Source organism: Streptomyces sp. ATCC 21386 (assembly GCF_018728545.1).
In the GTDB taxonomy this organism is placed as follows: Bacteria; Actinomycetota; Actinomycetes; order Streptomycetales; family Streptomycetaceae; genus Streptomyces.
This window is the reverse complement of record NZ_JAAVVL010000001.1, coordinates 5418655-5440476: the sequence shown is the minus strand read 5'-3', so window position 1 is coordinate 5440476 and position 21822 is coordinate 5418655. Positions and strand designations below refer to the sequence as shown.

20 protein-coding genes and 2 pseudogenes are annotated in these 21822 nt (G+C 69.6%); 7 read left to right on the top strand and 15 right to left on the bottom strand.

Annotated elements, in window-relative coordinates; translation table 11 throughout:
• Positions 1-22 precede the first annotated feature (22 nt).
• Together GWK25_RS23195 and GWK25_RS23190 are read left to right on the top strand one after the other, a co-directional pair.
• On the top strand, positions 23-1312 hold the full coding sequence (locus GWK25_RS23195) for an MFS transporter (protein ID WP_215452607.1): 1290 nt from the start codon (positions 23-25) through the stop codon (positions 1310-1312).
• Between the two features lie 99 nt (positions 1313-1411).
• Positions 1412-2152, top strand: a complete 741-nt coding sequence (locus GWK25_RS23190; RefSeq protein ID WP_215452605.1) for an EthD domain-containing protein — start codon at positions 1412-1414, stop codon at positions 2150-2152.
• Positions 2153-2621: 469 nt separating this feature from the next.
• On the opposite strand, the gene GWK25_RS23185 is transcribed toward GWK25_RS23190, so the two are convergent.
• The gene (locus tag GWK25_RS23185; protein ID WP_308404491.1) at positions 2622-3326 is read right to left on the bottom strand and encodes an FAD-dependent oxidoreductase; all 705 of its coding nucleotides are present in this window, start codon (positions 3324-3326) and stop codon (positions 2622-2624) included.
• Between GWK25_RS23185 and GWK25_RS23180 the strand changes: the two are divergent.
• The 3 genes and pseudogenes from GWK25_RS23180 to GWK25_RS23170 form a co-directional block, all read left to right on the top strand.
• Positions 3246-3662: pseudogene (locus GWK25_RS23180) on the top strand (TetR/AcrR family transcriptional regulator); the annotation flags it as partial. The gene GWK25_RS23185 and the pseudogene GWK25_RS23180 overlap by 81 nt on opposite strands.
• A gap of 128 nt (positions 3663-3790) precedes the next feature.
• Complete coding sequence (locus GWK25_RS23175) at positions 3791-3952, top strand: hypothetical protein (protein WP_215452603.1); 162 nt, start codon at positions 3791-3793, stop codon at positions 3950-3952.
• Positions 3949-4116, top strand: a complete 168-nt coding sequence (locus GWK25_RS23170; protein ID WP_215452601.1) for a hypothetical protein — start codon at positions 3949-3951, stop codon at positions 4114-4116. Before GWK25_RS23175 ends, GWK25_RS23170 begins: the two co-directional genes overlap by 4 nt.
• A gap of 72 nt (positions 4117-4188) precedes the next feature.
• On the opposite strand, the gene GWK25_RS23165 is transcribed toward GWK25_RS23170, so the two are convergent.
• From GWK25_RS23165 to GWK25_RS23125, 9 genes are read right to left on the bottom strand one after another with little or no spacing between them, the layout of a single operon-like run.
• The gene (locus GWK25_RS23165) at positions 4189-4584 is read right to left on the bottom strand and encodes an SRPBCC family protein (RefSeq protein ID WP_215452598.1); all 396 of its coding nucleotides are present in this window, start codon (positions 4582-4584) and stop codon (positions 4189-4191) included.
• Between the two features lie 56 nt (positions 4585-4640).
• Positions 4641-6101: an aldehyde dehydrogenase family protein gene (locus GWK25_RS23160; RefSeq protein WP_215452595.1), complete on the bottom strand. Its 1461-nt coding sequence runs from the start codon at positions 6099-6101 to the stop codon at positions 4641-4643.
• 43 nt (positions 6102-6144) lie between these two features.
• The gene (locus GWK25_RS23155; protein WP_215452591.1) at positions 6145-6930 is read right to left on the bottom strand and encodes an SDR family NAD(P)-dependent oxidoreductase; all 786 of its coding nucleotides are present in this window, start codon (positions 6928-6930) and stop codon (positions 6145-6147) included.
• 11 nt (positions 6931-6941) lie between these two features.
• On the bottom strand, positions 6942-7790 hold the full coding sequence (locus GWK25_RS23150; protein ID WP_215452590.1) for a fumarylacetoacetate hydrolase family protein: 849 nt from the start codon (positions 7788-7790) through the stop codon (positions 6942-6944).
• Positions 7787-8659: a fumarylacetoacetate hydrolase family protein gene (locus GWK25_RS23145; protein ID WP_215452589.1), complete on the bottom strand. Its 873-nt coding sequence runs from the start codon at positions 8657-8659 to the stop codon at positions 7787-7789. The genes GWK25_RS23150 and GWK25_RS23145 overlap by 4 nt, the downstream gene beginning before the upstream one ends.
• Positions 8656-9276, bottom strand: coding sequence for a carboxymuconolactone decarboxylase family protein (locus tag GWK25_RS23140; protein WP_215452588.1), 621 nt, complete (start codon positions 9274-9276; stop codon positions 8656-8658). The genes GWK25_RS23145 and GWK25_RS23140 overlap by 4 nt, the downstream gene beginning before the upstream one ends.
• 58 nt (positions 9277-9334) lie before the next feature.
• Positions 9335-10117: an SDR family NAD(P)-dependent oxidoreductase gene (locus GWK25_RS23135; RefSeq protein ID WP_215452587.1), complete on the bottom strand. Its 783-nt coding sequence runs from the start codon at positions 10115-10117 to the stop codon at positions 9335-9337.
• Positions 10117-10770, bottom strand: coding sequence for an MBL fold metallo-hydrolase (locus GWK25_RS23130; RefSeq protein ID WP_215452585.1), 654 nt, complete (start codon positions 10768-10770; stop codon positions 10117-10119). Before GWK25_RS23130 ends, GWK25_RS23135 begins: the two co-directional genes overlap by 1 nt.
• A gap of 8 nt (positions 10771-10778) precedes the next feature.
• Entirely contained in the window at positions 10779-12314 is a 1536-nt protein-coding gene (locus GWK25_RS23125; RefSeq protein WP_215452584.1) for a carotenoid oxygenase family protein, read from the bottom strand.
• Between the two features lie 196 nt (positions 12315-12510).
• On the opposite strand from GWK25_RS23125, the gene GWK25_RS23120 reads away from it, so the two are divergent.
• Both GWK25_RS23120 and GWK25_RS44560 read left to right on the top strand, forming a co-directional pair.
• Positions 12511-13464: a LysR family transcriptional regulator gene (locus GWK25_RS23120; protein WP_251828999.1), complete on the top strand. Its 954-nt coding sequence runs from the start codon at positions 12511-12513 to the stop codon at positions 13462-13464.
• A 57-nt stretch (positions 13465-13521) separates the two neighbouring features.
• Complete coding sequence (locus tag GWK25_RS44560; protein WP_215452583.1) at positions 13522-14787, top strand: helix-turn-helix domain-containing protein; 1266 nt, start codon at positions 13522-13524, stop codon at positions 14785-14787.
• Positions 14788-14893: 106 nt separating this feature from the next.
• Here the strand turns inward: GWK25_RS44560 and GWK25_RS23110 are convergent, their stop codons facing one another.
• The 5 genes and pseudogenes from GWK25_RS23110 to GWK25_RS23090 form a co-directional block, all read right to left on the bottom strand.
• On the bottom strand, positions 14894-16717 hold the full coding sequence (locus GWK25_RS23110) for an alpha-L-fucosidase (RefSeq protein ID WP_215452580.1): 1824 nt from the start codon (positions 16715-16717) through the stop codon (positions 14894-14896).
• An 856-nt stretch (positions 16718-17573) separates the two neighbouring features.
• On the bottom strand, positions 17574-18674 hold the full coding sequence (locus GWK25_RS23105) for an NAD(P)/FAD-dependent oxidoreductase (RefSeq protein WP_215452577.1): 1101 nt from the start codon (positions 18672-18674) through the stop codon (positions 17574-17576).
• Positions 18671-18856 carry a ferredoxin gene (locus GWK25_RS23100; RefSeq protein WP_308404292.1) on the bottom strand — a complete coding sequence of 62 codons (186 nt, stop codon included), beginning with the start codon at positions 18854-18856 and terminating at the stop codon, positions 18671-18673. The genes GWK25_RS23105 and GWK25_RS23100 overlap by 4 nt, the downstream gene beginning before the upstream one ends.
• 2 nt (positions 18857-18858) lie before the next feature.
• The gene (locus tag GWK25_RS23095) at positions 18859-20049 is read right to left on the bottom strand and encodes a cytochrome P450 (protein ID WP_215452573.1); all 1191 of its coding nucleotides are present in this window, start codon (positions 20047-20049) and stop codon (positions 18859-18861) included.
• A 75-nt stretch (positions 20050-20124) separates the two neighbouring features.
• A pseudogene (locus GWK25_RS23090) lies at positions 20125-21607 on the bottom strand (aldehyde dehydrogenase family protein).
• Positions 21608-21822 lie beyond the last annotated feature (215 nt).

Here is a 21822-nt window from a genome sequence, read left to right as displayed (position 1 = left end):
ACCTGCCACGTGGAGTTCCCGCATGCCCACACCCGTGCCCCCGCTCCCGTCCCCTTCGACGCCCGACACTGTCGCGGACCCCCCGTCCGAGCAGATCGTGTCCGGCCCCGGCCACCGGCTTCGTCTCACGCTGCTGATGGCCGGCGCCTGTCTGCCGATCCTCGGCGCCGTGCTCATCGCCCCTGTCCTGCCGCAGATGCAGGACCACTTCGCGGATGTACCGGGCGTCGAGGCGCTCGTCCCCATGGCCCTGACCATCCCGGCCCTGGCACTGGCGCTGCTGGCCCCCTTCGCCGGAGTCGTCGTCGACCGGCTGGGCCGCAAACGCCTGCTCGTCGTGGCGACCGTGCTGTACGCGATCCTCGGCACCGCCCCCCTGTGGCTGGACTCCCTCGGCGCCATCGTCGCCAGCCGCGCCCTCGTCGGTGTCACCGAGGCCGCCATCATGACCTGCTGCACCACGCTCATCGGCGACTACTACAGCGGGCGGCAACGCGACCGCTATCTCGCGATGCAGACGATGTGCGCCTCGATCTCGGCGACGGCCTTCTTCGTGCTCGGCGGCCTGGCCGGATCCGCCGGTTGGCGCGTACCGTTCTGGGCCTACGCCGTCAGCCTGCTGCTCGCGCCCGCCATGGCCGCCTTCCTCCCCCAGCCCCGACCGGACGACCACGCGGACGCCTCCTCCCACACCGTCTCGGACCCGACGGCTCGGCGGCCCTTCCCCTGGCGTCCCCTCGCGGGCACGTGCGCGCTGACGGTCTTCGGCGCCATCCTCTTCTACACGCTCCAGGTGCAGATGGCGTTCCTCCTGGACGACATGGGCGTGACCGCGTCCGGCATCATCGGGCTGGCCACCGCCTCGGCCAGTGCCGCGATCGTGGTCGGCGCCATCGTCTTCACCAAGACCGGCCGCATCCCTCAGGACTGGCTGCCCACCGCCTTCGGAATCTGTACCGTCGGCTTCGCGGTGGTCTGGCTCGCCCCCAATCCCGTCGTAGTGACTCTCGGAGCCGTGGTCAACGGGCTGGGCGGTGGCCTCATGCTGCCGAGCCTGCTCACCTTCGCCATGTCCAAGCTCCACTATGCCGACCGCGGTCGCGGCATCGGCCTGTGGACGGGTTCCTTCTTCCTCGGCCAGTTCATCTGCCCGCTCGTGGCACTCGCACTCGCCTCCGCCGTCGGCACCCTCGCGGGCGCCATGGGCGTGATCGCCCTCGCGGGGGCCGTCGCAACCGGCGCGCTCGGCCTCGCCGCCCGGCGCCGCCGGATCGGCACCGCTCCGGAACCTGTCCGGCAGATGGCGGGCTGACCTGCCGCCGTGCCGATCCGCCGTCAGAAGCACACACCTGTCGTGATCGGCTGCGCGGGCACGCCCGCGCAGCCGATCACCACTCGCCGCAGGAGAGACATGCTCACCCTGATCGCCGCCATCCGCCGCAAGCCGGGCATGACCCACCAGGCGTTTCTGCACTACCTCCAGCACGTGCACGGATCTCTGGCCGCCGCGAACCCCCTCGGGATCGGGAGGTACATCCAGAACCACGTGTTCGACGCGTCCTTCGGCAGCGAGGGGGACCCCGCATACCTGACCGAGTTCGGCCGGGACTCCGTCACCGAGCTGCACTTCGAGAACATGGAGGCGCTGGCCGCCACCATGTCCGACCCGTACTCACGCGAGGTCATCGGCCCCGATGGCGCCCACTTCAACGACCTGCCCAGCGCCCTGGCCCTGCTCACCCGCCCGGTGGCGCTCATGCCGCTGCCGGCACCCGACGAGCGCGAGGGTCTGGTCAAGGTGCTCCATTTCGTCCGCAGGCCCGAAGAACCGGCCCCGGTCGACGTCGCCGAGCGGTGGCAGACCGCCCATGAGGAGGTTCTGGCCGAACAGGAGCCTCAGGTCAAGGCGCTGCGCGGATACGTACAGCACCGGCAGGTGCCAGGGGCCGAGCGGGCACTGCGTCACTTCGGGGGCGAGGGCGCACCCCGATTCGCGGGCGTCGCCGCTCTGTACTACGACTCCCGGGAAGAAGCGCTGGCGCACTTCCCCGCGTACGAGCGTTCACTGCGCGAGCGGTCGGCCGCGACGGGCGGCTTCTACGACCCCTGTCGCTCGTTCGTCCTCTACAGCAGCGAGGTGACCATCTTCTGAGCCTTCCCGCGCTCCGCGGGTCCCGGTGCGTCCGACCGCCTCACCAGTCATGCCCCTTCAGTTGTGTCACCCCCTGAGGCGTACCGCTGATCGGCGCCCGAGTGGTACCACGGTGCCATTCGGGCGCCGAAGTCTCTGCCACTGAAACGGAGGCGGCTCCCCCTGCAGGTGGACGCGTCGGTTTCTCCGATTCCTGGCAACGGGCTCGTGGGCCACGCGGGGTCACTGAATGACGCGAACACTCGACAGGGCACAGCACGCACTGCGGTTCCACGCCGCCTTATGATGCGCGGCTCTCTGGATGGATGGAGGTGGAACTTCCGTGCTGGCCGGGCCGCTGAGCGCAGCGTTCGACTCGCCGAGGCAGGCCTGGTACTCGATCAGGCACGGCTTGTCCGCAGGGACCGGGGCGTTCGGCCGGGTGCGCCGCGGAAGAGCACCCCGGCCACGCCTCCGCCCCATGGCTTCCTTACGTCGCGACGCTCATCTCGCCGCCGTCAGGTGACGGCGGCAATGGCGTCGCGGCCAACGCCCGTAGCGCGGCGGCCGGTTTGCGCCGTCCGTAGGCGACTGCCGTCGACGTTCCGTCTGCGTGGCTCCAGGTCAGCAGCGCGCGTCCGTCGGCCACGGAGCCCTGCACCGTGGTCGGTTCACCGAGGAGCGGCAGGCGGCCGACGATCTTGACGGTGAGCCCGGCGACCTCGGTCCAGAAGTAGTCGTCCTGCGCTGGTCCCGGCGGTGGGAGACCGAGGGCGGAGGCCGCCGCGGTCCTGCCCTGGGCGACGGCGTTGGACCAGAAGGGCGCACGCCGGTCGGGCCGTGCGCCGTCGCCGCGGAGGTAGGTGACGTCGCCGGCGGCGAACACGCCGGGCACGGTGGTGGCGCAGGCATCGTCGATGCCCACGCCGAGGCGGTCGGCGAGGCCGGTCCCTGCCAGCCAGTCGACGCAAGGTGCTTCTCCGGCGCAGGTGACCACCAGGTCCGCGGTGAGCTCGGTGCCGTCGGGGAGCACAACGCCGCTCACGGGGTCGCCGGTCAGGGTGGCGAAGCCGGTGGCCCGCAGGAAGCGAATGCCGTACGCCGCGGCGCGTGCGAGTGTCTTACGGGGATCGACGATCCGGCGGAACTCGTTGCGGCGGGCTTCCGGCTCAGCGCCCTCATGGCCGACTCCCACCCCGAACTGATGCAGATCCTGCGCCGACGCGGCCTCGGGCACATCCACTCGGACAACGGCCTGGCCCGTCGGGCGCTGCGAGACCTTGAGGCCGGCCTGGCGTCCGGCCGCTTCACCCCCGTCGACCCGGTGGTCGCCCTGACCGCACTCGGCGGAACCCTGCTGTCCCTCGTGGAGATGCGATTCGCCCGCCCCGACCTCAACGGCGACGAAGCCGCCGTGAACCTGGCCGAGATGGTCCTGCGCATGCTGGGCGTCCCACCGGACGACGCCCACAAGGCCGCCCGCCGCCCCCTTCCCGACCCCGGGCCCGGGTCAACGCCACGCGGGGAGTGACGACTCGGCCGGAGGTGACCGAGCGGCCCTCAGGAGGTCCGCAGCGGGAGAGAGCCTGCGATGTCCTTGTCCGGCCGCCTTCAGCGAAGTGAGTAGCTCACCCCGGACACTACGGATCCGTGGAGGCGATGCGGTTTCCGGCACCGCCGAGGCGGCGCGGCACTCCGCTCGGCAGGACCGTGCTCGTCGGCGGCTTCTGCCTCCTCGCCGTCGTGGTCAGCCAGACGTTCACCAAGGGCGTCGCCGGGCGCACTCGCCGGGGATGGGCTTCCACGGCCGTAGGCCGGTGATCACCGCAAGTGCACTGTCCGGCGCGGTCTGCGCGGCATCAGAGCCGACGCTCTCTGCGGCCCAACCCGCGATCGGCCTGCTCGTGGTGGCCGTACTCGGCGGACTCACCGCCAACCCGTGCGAAGGACCCGCTTCGTACATGAAGGCGGACCCGCTCACCTGACCCGGCCCGCACCGAGGTGCCTCGCTGCGTTACCACGTGGCCCCAGCTCTCACCTCGTGCGCACCTGACGGGTCAGGGGTGTTGGGCGAAGTACCGGGCGATGCCCGCGATCCCCTCGCCCACGGCTCCCTCGACGATGGGTGCCAGGGCCTCGGGAAGGATCTCCTGGCTGTAGACCACACGTGAACCGTCCCCGTCGGGCAGCACGTCGATGGTGCCCAGGTGGAAGTCGATGGGCTGGGGCATGCCCTCGACGAACCGGTACTGGAAGCGGCGCAGCGCGTCGTCCTTCGTCACCACGAGGGCCTTCATCGTGCCCTGGGCCGTGGTCAGGTGGCGGTGCGTGCCGTCGAAGTGTGCCTCCTGTATGGCCGGGAACCACTGCGGAATCGTGTTCACGTCGGTGAGGACGGCCCAGACGCGGTCGGGGTCCTGTGCGACTCGGGTGTCGAAGCGGAACGTTGCCATAGGTCCTCCCTGGTTGTGGTGATGACGGCTCCGGGCAGGCGCCGTACGCGGCAGGATCAGAAGGGGTAGTGGGAGTGCTCGGTGGAGAGGGTGAACCAGCGGGTGTTCGAGAAGGACTCGATGCCCCAGCGTCCGCCGAAGCGGCCGTAACCGGAGGCCGCGAACCCGCCGAAGGGTGCCTGCGGTTCGTCCCCCACCGACTGATCGTTCACGTGCGCGATGCCGGTGCGGATGCGGCGTGCCACCTTCAGTCCGTGGGTGCCGTTCTCGGTGAGGATGCCGCAACTGAGGCCGTGCTCGGTGTCGTTGGCCAGGGCCACCGCCTCGTCGTCGTCCGCGAAGGCCCTGATGGCGACGACGGGTCCGAAGGCCTCGGCGTGGTGCAGTTCCGCGCTCTCGGGCAGGTCGGTCAGCACGGTCGCCGGATACAGGGCCCCCTTTGGCGTGCCACCGCCGGTCAGGACGCGCGCGCCCTTACCGACCGCGTCCGTGACCAGGGCGGCGACCCGCCGTGCGGCGGCTTCGTCCACCAGTGGGCCGATGACGGTACCGGGCAGACCGGGGTCGCCGCTCGGCAGATCGGCGACCTTCGCGGTGAACCGCCGGGTGAACTCGCCGACGAGTGAGGTGTGCACCAGGATGCGGTCGGCGCACATGCAGATCTGGCCGGAGTTCATGAACGCGGCGAACGCGGCGGCGTTCACGGCGTGGTCGAGGTCGGCGTCCTCCAGCACGATCACGGAGTTCTTGCCGCCGAGTTCGAGCACGGCCGGCTTGAGGTGCTGGGCGGCGAGGGTACCGATGATCCGCCCGACGCCGGTGGAGCCGGTGAAGTTGACGGCACGGACACGCGGATCCGCGACCAGTTCCCGCCCGATGTCCGCGGCGTCCGCCCTGTCGTTGGTGATGACGTTGAGGACGCCGTCGGGCAGTCCCGCGTCGCGCAGCACGTCGGCGACGAACAGGCCGCACGCGATCGGGGCGTCCTCGCTCGCCTTGACCACGACGGTGTTGCCCGCCGCGAGCGGGGCGGCGACCGCCCGGGTGCCGAGGATGACCGGCGCGTTCCACGGCGCGAACGCGGCCACGACACCGAGGGGTTCGCGGACGGCGAGGCTGAGTCCGCCCGGCTCCTGGGTGGTGAGCACGTCCCCGCGCGGGGCGGTGATCGCGGCGGCGGCCTCGCGCAGCATGCCGGCGGCCACCGCGACGTTGAACAGCGCCCATCCACGGGTCCCGCCCGTCTCGGCGGCCATCAAAGCGACGGCTTGTTCACGGCGTTCTTCCATGAGGTCCGCCGCGCGCAGGAGGATCTTCCGCCGGGCGAAGGGTGCGAGCGCAGCCCATCCGGCGAAGGCGGCATCCGCCGCGTCCACCGCGGCGCGCACGTCCTCGGGGCCGGCCGCGGCGACCCTGGCGCAGGGCTCGCCGGTCCAAGGACTGATGTCGGCGGCGGTCCGCCCGGAGACGGCCGGGGTCTCCTTGCCGCCGATCAGAAGGTCACGGTCAAGTGGCACGAGGTCGTCTCCTTGGTTGCTCGGGCGGCGTGCATCCTGTGGGTCAGGCGCCGATCATGTTGAAGCCGCCGTCGGCGTTGAGGTAGGCGCCGGTCATGTGGGCGGCGTCGTCGGTGGCGAGGAAGAGGGCGGTGCCCGCGAGTTCGGCGGGGCCCGGGATGCGGCCCATCGGGGTCTTGGCGATCAACTCCTCGCGGCGGCCGGACTTCCAGTCCGCACGGTTGAGGAGCATCTCGGTCTCCATGAAACCGGGGGCGAAGGTGTTGACCCGCACGGCGGGGGCGAACGCCTGGGCGTAGGACTTGGTGATGCCGAGGAGGCCGTACTTCGCGGCCGCGTACTGCGGAGCCCGGGCGCTGCCCCGCACGATCACGGTGGAGCCGATGTTGACGATCGCGCCGTGGCCCTGCTCCAGCATCCGGGAGCCGAACTCGTGGACGCACAGCATCGTTCCCTTGACGTCCACCGCGAGGATGTGGTCGATGGACTCCTCGGTGAGCTCGCGCCAGGACATCTGCTCGGCCGCCGTGTCACCGACGTTGTTCACCAGCACGTCCAGGCCGCCGAAACGGGCGAACACCTCCTCGGCCATGCGGATGACGTCGGCGTGGACGGCGATGTCGGCCTGCACGGTGAACGCCTCGCCGCCGACTTCCCTGATCCGGGCGACCGTCTTCTCGGCTCCGGCCACGGAGCTGCGGTAGTGGACGGCGACCCGGGCGCACTCCTGGGCGGCGCGTACGGCGATCTCGGCACCGTATCCGGTGCCGGCACCGGTGACCAGGACGGTACGGCCTTCGAAGCGGCGGGGCATGCTCTGCTCTGTCATGGGACGTCCCTTCAGGGGTGTACGGCCGTGAAGCGCTGGCGGATCTCTCCGATGCCCTCGACACGGCTGACGAGTTCGTCGCCCTCGGCGAGATAGCGGGGCGGGTCCATCCGGTTGCCGACCCCGGCCGGGGTGCCGGTGAAGATCAGGTCGCCCGGGAACAGCGGCACCACGGCCGACAGGCGGGCGACCAGTTCCGGCACCGAGAAGATCATGGACTTGGTGCGGTCGTGCTGGACGATCTCGCCGTTGAGCAGGCCGGTGATCTCCAGATCGTCGGGGTCGTCGAACTCGTCCGGTGTGACGAGGACCGGACCGGTCGGCCCGAAGCCCGGAAAGGACTTGCCCAGGCTGAACTGTGCTGGCTTTCCCCGGAGTTGGGAGACACGCTCGGACAGGTCCTGTCCTACGGTGAGCCCGGCGACCGTTTCCCAGGCACGGTGGACGGGCACGCGGTGGGCGGACACACCGATCACCGCGACCAGCTCGACCTCCCAGTCCACCTTGCCGACGGGAAGCCCGACCGTGGTCCGTGGGCCCGTGACGCAGCTCGGGAACTTGGTGAACACCAACGGCTCTTCGGGCGGGGTGAATCCGGCCTCGGCGGCGTGCGGGGGGTAGTTGAGGGCGAGGGCGAAGACCTGCCGGGGCCGGGGCACCGGGGCCTGAAGAGCAGCCGGGTCCACCTCGATGTCGTACGCCTCGTCGGCCAGACCGGCGGCCCAGTCGCGGAAGGCCTGCCACTGCTCCAGCAGGGCCATCGGGTCGGTCGACAGCCGCCCTTGCGAGGCCCAGCCGACATCCGCGGCCCGCTCACCACGGACCACGACGGCCCGGCCCTCGATGACGCCGAGTCTCACCAGTCCACCTTCTGCGGTACGGGCGTGCCGTGGCCCTGCTCCCAGCCGACTATGGGATTGCGCAGCACCCCGAGGCGTTCGACCTCCGCCTCCACGACGTCACCGGGCTTGAGGTACATCTCCGGGTCGCCGCTGAAGCCGGCGACGCCCTGCACGGTTCCGGTGGTGATCAGGTCCCCCGCGCTGTAGCCCTGCGGGGAGTGGTAGGCGACCAAGTGCGGGATGGAGACGGACATGCGGTTGGTGTTCGACTTCTGCCGCACCACGCCGTTGACCCGCAGCTCCATGTCGAGGTTCTGCGCATCGGGGATCTCGTCGGCGGTCACGATGTACGGACCCACCGGGCAGAACGTGTCGATGGCCTTGCAGAAGGAGAAGACGCCGGACTCCATCTCCCGGCGCTGGATGTCGCGCGCGCTGATGTCGTTGAAGACCACGTATCCGGCGATGTGGTCGGGCGCGTCGTCGACGCCGAAGAACTTGCCGGGCTTGCCGATGACGACGGCGACCTCCAGCTCGTAGTCGAGTTCGCTGGTCAGGTGCTCGGGGTAGATCACCGGCTCGTCGGGGCCGACGATCGCGTCGACGTTCTGGAAGAAGACGATGCCCTTGTGCATCGGGTGGGACCAGTCGACGTTCTTCGACTCGTCCTCGTGCTCACGGAAGTTGCCGGAGGTGTGGAAGAACTTCTTCGGCACGATCGGCGCGCGCAGCGTCACGTCGTCCAGGGCGAGGCGTTCCCCGCTCTCCGCGACCCGGCCGTCGCGCTCGAAGTACTCTCGCGTCGAGCCCACTTCCAGGGGAATGACGAGCCGCTCCTCCAGCTCCAGCCGGCCGACGCGACCGTCGTCGAAGGTGATCAGTTTCATGGTGTCCCACTTTCGGTGTGTGATGTGTCGCGGTGCTCCGCCTGCTCCGCCGGGCCTTCCCCCGCGAAAACCCGCAACTGAAGGGCCAGCAGCGCGTAGTAGCCCACCAGGGCAGTGAGTTCGAACAGACCTCGCTCTCCCCACGCGGCCACCGTGTCGTAGTACTCGCCGTCACTGAGCGCACCGGTTCGGGTCAGCGCTGCCGTCGCGAGCAGCGCCGCCCGCTCGGCCGGGTCCGGCAGGTCCGGCAGTCCGCCGGCGCGCAGGGCGTCCAGCTCGGTTTCGGTGAGGCCGTGCGTCCGGCCGACGGCCTCGTGGGCCGCCTGCTCGAAGGCACTCCCCCAGTGGGCGGCGACGACCAGGACGGCCATCTCGCGCACACGGTCGCTCAGGACCGACTGATAGCGCACTGCCGCCCCGACCGCCTGGACTGCCAGCCCGACGGGCGGGCTGAGCAGCATGGCGTTGAACGGGCCGCGCAGCCGGCCCTCCTCGTCGACGAGGGGAAACGCCTGTGGTCCGGCGGCCCGGGGGCCTGCGGTGATGGTCCGGTAGACCTCGCTCTGCTGCTCGTCCAGCTCGCCGGGCAGCAGTCCGGCAAGGCGTGCGGTCGTCATCCGCGCTCCCTTCGAGGCGGTTCCGGCAATGTCCAGGCGAGTGCGACGGGGCGGGGGCTCAGACGAGCGTGCGGCCGCCGTCGATGTAGAGCACCTGGCCGGTGATGTACGAAGCGCGGGCGGAGGCGAGGAACAGGACGGCTCCGACCACGTCCTCCGGCTGTCCCAGACGCCCGGCGGGGACCAGAGCGGTCAACTCCTCGCGCATGCCGGGCTTTGCCAGGTACTCGCGGGTCAGCTCGGTCTCCGAGTAACCCGGGGCGACGGCGTTGACGGTGACGCCCTCGGCGGCCCACTCGCGGGCCATCACCTTCACCAGCTGGTCCAGGCCGCCCTTCGAGGCGGCGTACGGGCCGTGGTGGCGGTGGGCGAGCAGGGAGGAGACGGAGGAGAAGAACACCATGCTGCCGTGTCCGGCCGCGCGCATCAGTCGGCCCGCGGCGCGTCCGGTCCAGAACGCGGTCGACAGGTTCAAGGTGATGATGTGGTCCCACACCTCGTCGGGTGTGTCCACCACGGGACGGCGGTCGTTCATGCCGACGGCGTGCACCAGCACATCCAGGCCACCGAGCTCGCGGGCTGCCGTGGCGACCGCCCGCTCGCATGCCTCGGACGAGGTCAGGTCCGCGGTGAGGGTCCGTACGACGGCGGCCGCGCAGGCCGGATCGTCGCGCAGGGCCTTGAGGCGGGCCTCGTCCGCGTCGACGACCGTCAGCCGTGCTCCGGCTTCCGCCAGGGCACGGACGCAGGCGGTGCCCAGTCCTCCGGCCCCGATGACGAGCGCGTCACGCCCCTCAAGGCCCAGCCACCCCCCGGGCGGCTTCTGTCTCGACGCAGCCATCAGGTGAGCTCCGTTCCGGCCTCGGCCGCCACCCGCTGATAGTCGGTCCCGATGTCCCGCAGGCACACCTGCAGCATGTGGTCCGCCAGCGCGTTCCCGCTGTCGCTGAGACCGCCGTCGTGGATCGACACGGCACTGCGCGGCTTGATCTCACGGGCGTAGTCGACGACTTCGCCCGTCTTGGACCATGGGCCGTGTACGGGCAGCAGCAGCGTGTCCACCGGGCGCGCGGGCACGGTGAAAGCGTCGCCCGGGTGGAAAACGGTGGCGCCACCGCCCCCCACGAGGAAGCCGACGTTGGTGACCTGCGGCAGGTCCGGATGAACCACGGCATGAAGCTCTCCGTGCACCTCGACGCCCACGCCTTCGATGTCGAAGGCGTCCCCGTCGCCGACCACGGTGACCCTGTCGGCGCCGAGCCCGGTGAGCTGGTCCGCCACGGACCGGTTGGCCCAGATCCGCAGGCGGGGATCGGCTTCGGCTGCCGCGCGCAGTACGGGCTCGGCGAAGTGGTCCACGTGCTCGTGCGTCACGAGGACCGCGTCGGCCCCGTCGAGAGCCCGGGGGTCGGAGTAACTGCCGGGGTCGATGACGATGACGACGCCGTCCTGCTCCAGCCGGACGCAGGCGTGGCCGCACCTGGTGAGTCGCATGGATGTGCTCACTTTCCCAGTTCGGCAGCGGGCACCCAGGTGCCGTGGAAGCCGTACCGTAGGCGGAAGGGGATCTTCACGGTGGCGATCGGGCCGGCGGCGATGTCGAGGGCGTCCAGGACGACCAGGTCGTGCCGCATCTGGTCGCGCCGGCCGACCAGCGCCAGCAGATAGCCCTCGCCCTCGTCGGCGTCCGCGGACTTGGGAATGAACACCGGCTCCTCGGGCGCGGCGTGCTCGCCGGCGGCCCAGATGGCCGTCGCACCGGTGCTGTCGTCGCGGTGGATGAGGGAGTTGAACGGCGGGCCCATGGGACCGAACTCGGGCATGGGCAGATCGGGGTGCATGCCGCCGACCCAGGAGTGGCGGTTCTTCTCCATCAGCACACGGGGGTCGACCCGGGGCATGTCACCGGGCGAGGCGAGGAGTTGCTCGCTGCGGTAGGTGTCGGCGGCGTCGTCCCAGTGGGCGGCGCCCTGGGTGAGGTCGAACGTCCAGCGGTGCAGGATCGGCGGCAGTTCGGGCAGCAGGCCGACGGTCGTCTTCGGGAACTGGGAGAACCAGCCGGACTTGGTGACGAAGTGGTCGCCGACCAGGGTGTCGCCGTCCGTCCAGGCGTTCAGGGTGTGGGTCTCCATGAGCTGCTCACTGCGGAACCACTTGATGCCGCTCACCCCCTGGTCGCGCGGGATGATCGCGACGTAGGTCCCCTGGTTCGGGTCCCAGACGAAGTACTGTTCCTCGGTCTTCATCTGCTCCGGATCGGCGACCATGGGCGAGATCGTGAAGACGAAGTGGTCCCGGGTGACCAGCCAGTCGTGCACCATCGACGAGTACGGGACCTCGAAGGTCTGGGAACGGGTGACCTTGCCGTCCGCGGAGATCTCGTAGATGTGGATCTGCTTGTCCGGCAGACCGCTGGCGTTGTACGCGAAGGCGATCAGCTCACCGGTGCGCGGGTCGTGCTTGGGGTGCGCGGTGAAGGTCCGGCCCGGGATCTGGCCGGAGAAGTCGTAGACGCCCTTGGTCTCCAACGTGGCCGGATCCAGCTCGTACGGGAGCGCCGCCTCCTTGAGTGCGAGAAGCTTGCCCGCGTGCCAGATGATCGAGGTGTTGGCGTTGCCGTCGTCGATGCCGGCGACCGACGGATCGTCGGTGTAGGGGTTGCGGTAGGCGCCGAACAGGGCCTGGCGGGCGGTGCGTTCGAGCTCGAAGCGCTGGGTGCGGACATAGCGCGTCTTCAGATCCGCGTGGCCGTTGTCGAACCGCACCATGTGGATCATGCCGTCGCCGTTGATGTACACGTCGTTCGGGAACCGCGGCGGGTACTGGGTGTCCGCGGCGGCACGGTAGAACGCACCGCTCAGCTCGGGAGGTATACGGCCCTCGACCTCAAGGTCGTAGACGTCCGCCTCGATCCGCGACGGGGCGAAGAACCCCCGGAACTTCGGCGTGTCCGGGAACTGCATGGTTTCCGGAGGCGGCTGGGTGCCCACGGGCTGCTGCCCGGGGGTCCCGTCGGCCTGCGTCGTTGCGATGGCCATGGCTCTCTCCCTTGTGGCAAGGTCAGATCAAGCGAAGAATGTGATTGATTCCGTTTGGCTGGCAGCGCGCTGTTGCGAGGAGGGGCGCAGTGGAATCCTGGTGAAACCGAGCCGATGGGCTGGTGCCGACCATCATGTCCTCGGGACGCCTTCGGCGTCCAACACTGAAACACGCACGAAATGATCGGAGAATGCGATGGATCTGCGGCAGATGGAGTACGCGGTGGCCATCGCCGACGAGCTCAACTTCACCCGGGCCGCGGCGCGCTGCCGCATCGGGCAGTCCGGGCTCAGCCACCAGATCACCCAGCTTGAGCGGGAGGTCGGTGCCCGGCTTTTCGAGCGGACGAGCCGCAGCGTCCGCGTGACCCAGGCCGGCCAGACCTTCGTCGCCTGCGCGCGACGGGTGCTCCAGGCGGTCCAGGAGATGCAGGCCGAGGTCGCCTCGCTCGACGGGCCTGTGCGCGGACGGTTGCGCATCGGTTCGCTGACGCTCACGGCTGGGAAGATCGACCATCTCGGCCTGCTGAGGGAGTATCAGGAGGCCTACCCCGCGGTCGAGGTGATCCTCTCCGACGCGGACGGCGTGGAAGCCACCACGCAGCTCCTGACCGGCGAGCTCGAAGTCGCCGTGATCGCCCTGCACGAACACCAGTTGCCCCAGGGCATCGCGTACCACCTGCTGCGTCTGACGCCGCTCGTGGCCGTCGTGGGCCGCAGGCACCGGCTGCGCGGAACCGGCGTCGTGGATCTGGGCGACCTGGCCGACGAGCGCTTCCTCGAATGCAGTCCGGACACCGGACTGCGCATGCAGGTGGACGCCGCGTTCGACCGGGCGCGCGCCCGCCGCCGGAGTGTCTGCGCGTTGCGCAGCGCGGGAGACCTCGCCTCACTGGCGTTGGAGGGCATCGGGGTGACCCTCGTGCCCCGACCGGTGACCGACGCGATCATCCCGGGCGACCACGCCGACTGCGTCCTGCGCCTCGACGACCCGCAGGCGCTCCAGCCGCTGGCCCTCGCTCATCGCGATCCTGCTCCGGCCTCACCGGCCGCGCAGGCGTTCCTGCGTCTCGCGCTCACCCGCCTGCCCGGACCGGGAGCACCTGGGTTGGAGGAGGTGCCGGGTTCGGCCGTGTCCGGCGAGAGGTGACTGGCTGCTGTCCGGGCATTCGGACGGGGCCCCGGCGGCAGTGTGCCGTAGGCAGCGGTGTCCGCTCGTCCGCACTACGACGGCAGTCCTCGACTGCCACCCACTCACGCACTCTGTGCTCAGCCACCGCACGATGGCAGGAGCGACAGCCTTGGCCTGACCCCTGCGATCGGACTTCACGAGGCGCTCACCGATGTCGTCCTCACCGGCGGCGGACCGAAGGACGTCGCCCGCCACCTGGCCGATCAGATGGGCGGAGCGGTGATCTTCCTAGGTCGCGACAACACGCTGTTGGCGAGTGCGGGCGTCGACCAGACACTCCATGACAGCGGCAATCCGGCGTGGCCCGGGATCAGGCAAGCCCTCGAGGGCGCGCATCGCACGGGACGCTGCATGACCCAGCAGGACGCATCCGCCACCTCGCACAGTGTCGCAGTCGTCCAGGCCGGAGACAGCTACCTCGGGGCCCTCGTGTGGAGTCAGCCTGCCAGCCCGAGCCCGGCTGACCTGCGCATGCTCGAGAGAGCCACACACATTGCCGCTCTGATGATCCTTAAGGAGAACGCGGTCGCCGACGCGGCCGAGCGGCTCAGCGGTGAGCTGATGACAGAGCTGCTGGTCAACAGCCCCCATGTCAGCGCAGCGCAGCGGGCACGTACTCGCGCGCGCGGCATCGATGCCGACGCGCTCAACCTCCTCGTGGTCGCCGACTCCACCACGGCTGCCACCATCGAGCTGTCACGCCAACTCCACGTGTACGCGCAGAACCACGCGGGCCTGGCAGGTGAATACCTCGGCCGAGCCACCATGCTCCTGCATGCCGAAGACGTCGATGCGGCTGTCGCCGACGGACACCGTGCCATACGCAAGCAGCTCGACCGCGACGTCAATCTCATTGGCGAACACGTTCAGGGCCACGACTGGGCACGCGCGTTGGCGACGGCGAGCCGGTGCCTCGACCTCACACTCGCTCTGGGCAGGACCGACCACGGCGCCACGACAAGTGACTATGCCCTCTACTCGCTCCTCTTCGCTCCTGACCGGATCAACGAACTGGACCGCTTCATCTCAGCCACGCTAGGACCACTCCTCGCCTACGACGCTCAGCGCTCAACCGACCTCGTCACCACTGCTGCGGCCTACTTCGCGAACCGTGGAAGCCTGGCTCAGACCGCACGGGCCCTCCAAGTCCATCTCAACACGCTGCTCAAGCGGCTGGACCGCATCGACTCCGTGCTCGGCGACGGTTGGCGGGGGCCTGAGGCGCTTGACGTCCAACTCGCGCTCCGTATGCACCAACTGCGCGTCTCGGTGGGCATTTAGACGCCGTGACTCTGTTGGTGCCGGGGCCACCGCGTGCGCGCACCGACGGAGCCGGTCACGGCCGTCTCGCGGCCCCGACCGGCTCCGTCATCCGTTCACCGGGTGCTCAGCCGACCTTGGTCGCGGTCCACTGCTGGGTGGGGCCGGTGCCCTTGGTCCACTGGATGACCGGGTTGCCGTCCAAGGTGGTGTTGGCGTTGTCCAGTGCCTTGCCGCTGGCCCGGTTGACGAGCTGGTACCTGCCGTTGCCGACCGAGGTGATGGCCCACTGCTGCTGCCGCTGCCAGCTGCTGTTGTCGGTCCGCTGCACCACAATCGACTGGTCGGAGGTGCTGTTGTTGTTGTCGAGTGCCTTGCCGCTGCGGACGGAGACCAACTTGTAATAGCCGTGGCCCAGGTCGGTGACCGTCCACTGCTGCGGGGGGCCGCCATTGGGCGTCCACTGGACGCACTGGTTGCCCTCGGCGGTGGTGTTGGAGTTGTCGAGGGCCTTGCCGCTCTGGGCGCAGACGAACGTGTAGACGCCGCCCGGGAGGACGGCCGGCATGCCGGTGACCTCCACGCAGACCACGGAGTCGTTCGCGTTGGGCGCGGTGGTCGGCACCTGGACGTTGATCTGGCCGCCGCTGACCGAGTAGTTGAGCGAGGCGGAGGGGTTGTTCATCAGGTAGACGCGGTTGATCGTGTTGTGCACCGCGGGGATCTGCAGGGTGCCGTTCGTGGGCCAGGTGAAGACGTGGGCGAAGAGCTTGCCGCTCTTCTTGGTGATCCTGCCCCAGGACGGCTCGGTGGCGAAGGGGCTGCCGCTGGTGCCGTGGACGCTGTCGGAGTAGGTCGCCATCCAGGAGGCCAGGCCGTTCAGGATGTTCACCTGCTGCTGTGGGACGTGGCCGTCGTTCGCGGTGCCGTCGGCGTTGAGGCCACCGTCGGGGCCGATGTTCAGCAGGTAGTTGCCGTCCCGGGAGATGCAGGTGACCATCTCCCGGATGAAGTACTGGGGCGACTTGTACCAGGTTTCCTTGTCCACGTTGTAGCCCCATGCGTCGTTCATGGTGGCGCAGTACTCCCACGGGCGGTCCATCGGCTCGGTGGGGAAACCGAACTCCGCGACCGCGTAGTCGCCCATGCCGTGGTCCCGCTTGACGCGTTCGTTGACGATGACGTTCGGCCAGGTCTGGGTCAGCCAGTTGTACAGGCTCTGGCCGTCGGCCTGGGTCCACCAGTCGACGAGGGTGGGCGTGGAGGGGTTGCCGCACCAGTCGCCGTCGAACCACAGCAGGGCCGGGTTGTAGGCGTTCATCAGCTCAGTCAGCTGGGCCTTCATGTCGTTGATGTAGTTGGTGCGGGCAGTCATCGACGACATGGTGGACCAGCCGTTGTAGTGCGTCTGCGAGGGGTGGCACCAGTCGAGGATCGAGTAGTAGAGGCAGAACTTGAGGCCCCGGGCGTCGCACGCGGCCTTCAACTCGCCCAGCAGGTCGCGCTGGAAGCCGATGTAGTCGCGCAGGTTGTACAGCTTGGTGCCGGTGGTGTCGGTGAAGCTGGGGACGTTGGAGTCCCACATGGCGAAGCCCTCGTGATGCTTGGCAGTGATCACGATGTACTTCATGCCGGCGTTCTTGGCCAGATCGGCGATCTGGTTGGCGTCGAAGCTGACCGGGTTGAACCCCTGGGTGACCTGCGTCTGCCAGGCGGACTTGCTCCAGTTGTTGACGCTGAACGCCCACTCGCCCTTCCGGTTGTGGGCGTAGGACCCGAAGTGGATGAACATCCCGAAGCGAGCCTGGTACCACCAGTCCAGCTTCGAGGAAATGGAGTAGGCCTCGGCGGTGGCGGGCCACAGGGCCTGCGGCAGACCGAATGCCATGGTACCGCCGGCGAGCGCGGCGGCCTTGATCAGCGAGCGTCGGCTGAGGGGTGCGGAAGACATGTGCGGCTCCTGGTGAAGCGAGGGGATGCCGGCCGCTCGTCTGTACACAACACCGACAGCGGACTACGGCGGCTCATGTCCGCCGAGCTCGAAGCAACCTCGTTGGACATCGGATGTATTAACGGCCATCTCCGCCCCGCTTGTCCAGAGTTCCGGCCGGTTCAATCCGATGACCGTCACATTCTCGCGATCTTCGATGATTTGACGCCCACATACAGATGAGGGGATACCCTTATACATAGGAGGTATGGCGACTCCTGATGAGGCGGGGGTCAGCAGCCTCGGGTAGTGCTCCTCCAGTTCTGTGCGGGTGTGGACGGAGGAAGGGGTGCCGACGCGGGGAAAGTCGTCGCGGGCACCACCGCCTTCGACGACGGAGCGACTCGCGGCCCCGCGGGTGCCGCATGCGTCGACGGCGGCTACCGCGAGCAGTGGGTCCAGCACGCCGCCGCGCTTGGCATCGACATGCCGAGCGGCCCTACGGCTGGCCGATGCGCCACCGCCGTCCGACTCGCGACTACGAGACGTCCGGCCCAGGCCATCGCAATGGATCAGCCCCGGTCCGGCCGCGTCCCGCGCGTACTGCCGCTGGTGTCGGTCGACGTCCTGCGGCCAGTACGGAGAGGGGCGTCGGCGTCCGCGAAAGGCCGCACCAGCTTGGCTGGTGCGCGGCAGCGGAGCCGCCTGGGGCCCCGAAATCCACGCCGTCGGGGTTCCGCCTGCCAGGCGTGCACCGAGGTGGGCTGTGGCGGTCACTGAGTGACCGCCACAGCGGTGTGGACAGCGCGGGCCAGTCTCCGCCCGCCAGGGGTGGATCTGCTGCATCCCTCGGCTCTGCTACCACGTGCACGACCTGTCACGGGGCGGAGGCGAGCTGTCGGAGCTTGCGGACCGGCATCGTGTGGTCCACCGTCGCCGCCGCGCCCCCCGACCAGCGCAGAAGCATCGAGTTGCCGTCCACATCGACCAGATCCGGTGTGCCGAGTCCGGCCGGTTCCCCGGCGATCTTCACCTCGACGCCGAACTGGTTGGTCCAGAAGTACGAGGGAAGCGCCGCCCCGGCCACGTCCTCCCCCAGCAGCGCGGCCGCCGCCACCCGCGCCTGCTCCACCGCGTTGGTCCAGTGCGGACGACGGCTGGCCCCACGGACCACCGCCGCATCCCCGGCCGCGACGATGCCGTCCGCGACGCGGCCGCGGGAGTCGGTGACCACACCGTGGTCGAGTGTCAGACCGGAACCGGTGAGCCAGTCGACAGCGGGTACGTCCCCGACCGCCGACACGATCACGTCGGCGGTCAGAAGGTCACCGCCGGCGTCGACGCCCTCCAGCGTGTCGGATCCGACCAGCCGGACGCCGCCGGGCACCGTCCTGAGCATCACTCCGTGCTCACGCGCGGCACTCGTGACCACCTCGGCGAGCACCGGCCCGAGCACCCGGCGCAGCGGCGGATCCCGGTCGACCACCGTGACCTGCAGGCCCAGGGTGCGGCACGTCGATGCGATCTCCATGCCCAGCAGCCCCGCTCCGACGACCAGGACGCTGCGAGCGCGGGTCAGGTCCTCGCGCAGCGCCGCGCAGTCGGCGAGCGTGCGCAGCACCCGCTCCCCCGACATACCGGGCGGGCTCAGCCGCCGGGCCCGCCCTCCGGTGGCGATCACCAGACCGTCGTAGGGCACCGGCTCGCCGCTCTCGAGGATCACCCGGCGTGCCCCGGTGTCCAGCGAGACGGCCCGGGCTCCGAGCCGCAGCTCGACGCTGTCGTCGAGGGGCGGCAGCGCGGTGGAGGCGTCCGTCGCCTCGCCGGACAGCACGGTCTTGGACAGGGGGACCCTGGTGTAGGGCTGCTCCGTCTCCGCGCTCAGGAGCGTGACCGTCCCGTCGAAGCCCCGTACGCGCAGCCAGCTCGCGGCCGTCACCGCCGCGATCGAGCCACCCACGACGACGATGCGCTTCATGACGTGGCCCGCAGGGCCGCGACCGGGCAGGAACGCACCGCCGCGAGGGCGGTTGCGTCGCCGTGGTCACCGCCGGGGACCAGTTGCACCATTCCGTCGTCGTCCACCCGGAACACCTCAGGTGCGATGGCCTCGCACACAGCGTGGCCCTCACAACGGCCGGGAACGAGTTCGATGCTCACGGTCACACCCTTCCGGTGGTAACGGTGACCGGCAGGCTGTCCAGCCCGCGGATCACGTTGTTCAGGTGCCGGCGCGGCGGGCCGGCGAGTTCGATGCGGTCGACACGATCAAGGAGGGCGGAGAAGATCGCTTGCGCCTCGATGCGGGCCAAGCCCTGACCGGCGCAACCGTGGACGCCGTATCCGAAGCCGACGTGGTCCATCGGCGCCCGGTCGACCTGGAAGCGGTCGGGGTCGGTCCACTTGCGGGGATCCCGGTTCGCCGATCCGAACAACAGGCATACCTGTGCCTGCTCCGGGATCACCACGTCCTCGTACGCGACGGGGCAGGTGGCTCTGCGGAAGAACATCTGTACGGGCGATTCGTAGCGCAGGATCTCTTCGAACACCAACGGCACGAGGCTCCGGTCCTTCCGCAGTGCCCGCCAGGCCTCGGGTCTCTCCGCGAGCAGCCACAGACCGCTGCCGATCGCGTTGATGGTGGTGTCCATGCTCGCCACGAGGTAGGCCCGCAGCAGCGGTACAACCTGATACCTGCCGATCACTCCTCGGTCGGCAGCGCGGTGGACGGCCTCGCCCCAGCCGCCCGGTTCGAGGTTGTCGCGGCTCATCATCGCGGTGAGTTCGTCGAACAGCGTCTCGGCGACCGGCAGGGATTGTCTGGTGCGGTCGTTGAGCGGGCCGAAGGTGTTGAAGAAGGCGTCGGCGAACCGCAGCACCTGCTCCCTTGCCGCCAAGGGCATCCCGATCAGGTCGGCGACGACGCTCACGGGGAACACGCGGGCCAAGTCCCGGACCACGTCGAAGGTTTCGCGCTCCACGAGCGGGGCGACGAGCTCTGCGGCCCGGCGGCCGATGTCCGTCCGCAGCCTGGCGAGGGCGCGCGGCGCCAGGCTCTCGGACAGGACACCGCGCAGCACCTCGTGTTCCGGCGAGTCCGACGCGAGGACCCCGCCGCGGCGCCGCTCGTTCAGAGCCGGGTCGAGACCGACACTGTCGACCGAGGAGAACCGCCCGTGATCGCCCAACGCCGCGCGCACCTGCGCATACCGCGGAAGTACCCAGCAATCGTGGCGCGACAAGTAGACCGCCGCCCCGAGATCGCGCAGGTCTTCGTACACGGGGTACGGATCGTTGAGCACCTCGTCATCGAAGATGTCCACGTCAAAGACGGGTGTGGTGGTCGAGATCATCCTTGGTTCCTGTCCGCTGTGTGGTCAGCGCGCCGGCCCCGGGCCGGCCCACGAGGCCGGCCCGTCGCCGAACCTTCAGAAGGGGTAGGTGGCGTGCTCGGTGGCCAGAGTGATCCAACGGGTGTTGCTGAAGGCCTCGATGCCCCAGCGGCCTCCGAAACGGCCGTAGCCGGAGGACTGGACACCACCGAACGGCGCCTGGGGATCGTCGGCGACGGACTGGTCGTTGATGTGGACCATGCCGGTCCGCAGCCTTCGGGCCACCCGGAGGCCGTGCGTGCCGTTCTCGGTGATGATGCCGGCGGTCAGGCCCTGGTCCGTGTCGTTGGCCATCGCGACGGCCTCGTCATCGGTGGCGAAGGTGTCGATGACGCAGAGCGGCCCGACCGTCTCCGCGCCGCGCAAGTCGGCGTGGGCGGGGACCGCGGTGAGGACGGTCGCCGGGTGAGAGGCATCCTGAACCGCACCGCCGACGAGTACGGTGGCGCCCTTGGCGACCGCATCCTCGACCAGGGCGGCGATCCGCTGTGCCGCGAAGAGCCCGCACCGCTGGTCGGGGTCCGTGTTGACCAGCGGGCCGATCACCGTGGCGGGGTCGCTGGGATCGCCGAGCGGCAGTGCGGCGACCTTGGCCGTGAACTTGGCGGTGAACTCCTCGGCGAGCGATTCGTGCACCAGGATCCGGTCGGCGGACATGCAGATCTGTCCGGAGTGCATCAACGCCGCGAAGGCGGCGGCGTCGACCGCGTAGTCGACGTCGGCGTCGTCCAGGACGATGACCGCGTTCTTGCCGCCCAGTTCCAGGAGCGCGGGCTTGAGGTGGCGCGCGGCCTGCTCGCCGATGGTCCGGCCGACACGCGTCGAGCCGGTGAAGTTCACCGCGCGTACCGCCGTGTGGGCGATGAGGGCTTCGGCGATGTGCGGAGCGTCGGCGGGGTCGTTCGTGATCACGTTGAGGACCCCGTCAGGCAGTCCGGCATCACGCAGCAGTTCCCCGATGAGCAGTCCGGCGGACAGAGGAGCCACTTCGCTCGGCTTCAGCACGACCGTGTTACCGGCGGCAAGAGCGGCGGCGACCGCCCGGGTCCCGAGAAGGGACGGGGGCGTTCCACGGGGAGAACGCGGCGACCACACCCAAGGGTTCACGCACCGCGAGGCTGAGGGCGCCGTCGTGCTGGGTGGTGAGCACTTCGCCCCGCGGGGCGGTGATCAGAGCGGCTGCCTCGCGCAGCATCGCGGCGGCCAGTGTCACGTTGAACGAGGCCCACAACCGGGTCGCGCCCACCTCACCGACCATCACGTCCACGATGTGTTCGCGCCGCTGCTCCAACAGGTCGGCGGCGTTGGCGAAGATCGCGCGACGGGTGAACGGGGCCAGCCTCGCCCAGTCCTCGAACGCGGCTTGGGCGGCGTCGACGGCGCTGTTGACGTCCTCGACGCCGGCCGCGGCCACGGTGGCGTACATCTGTCCGATGGAGGGGTTGATGACGGGCGTGGTGCGCCCTGATTGCGCACCCTTCTCTTTGCCGTCGATCAGCAGTTCACGGGTGATGACCATCTGGGCGGCTCCTTTGCCGTGGAAGGTCGCTGCTCGGGCACGATGCGGGGTTCGTCGATCCACAGGTCGGTCTACAGATCGGTCTCCCGCGCCCACGGGAGACCGTCGGCACGTCGGCACGGCACGGCCGGGGCCAGGTGCTGGTGGCGACGCCATCCGCGAGGACATCTCGAGCCGCGCCGATGCCTGTGTCGTGGACGGCGAGAGACTGCCGG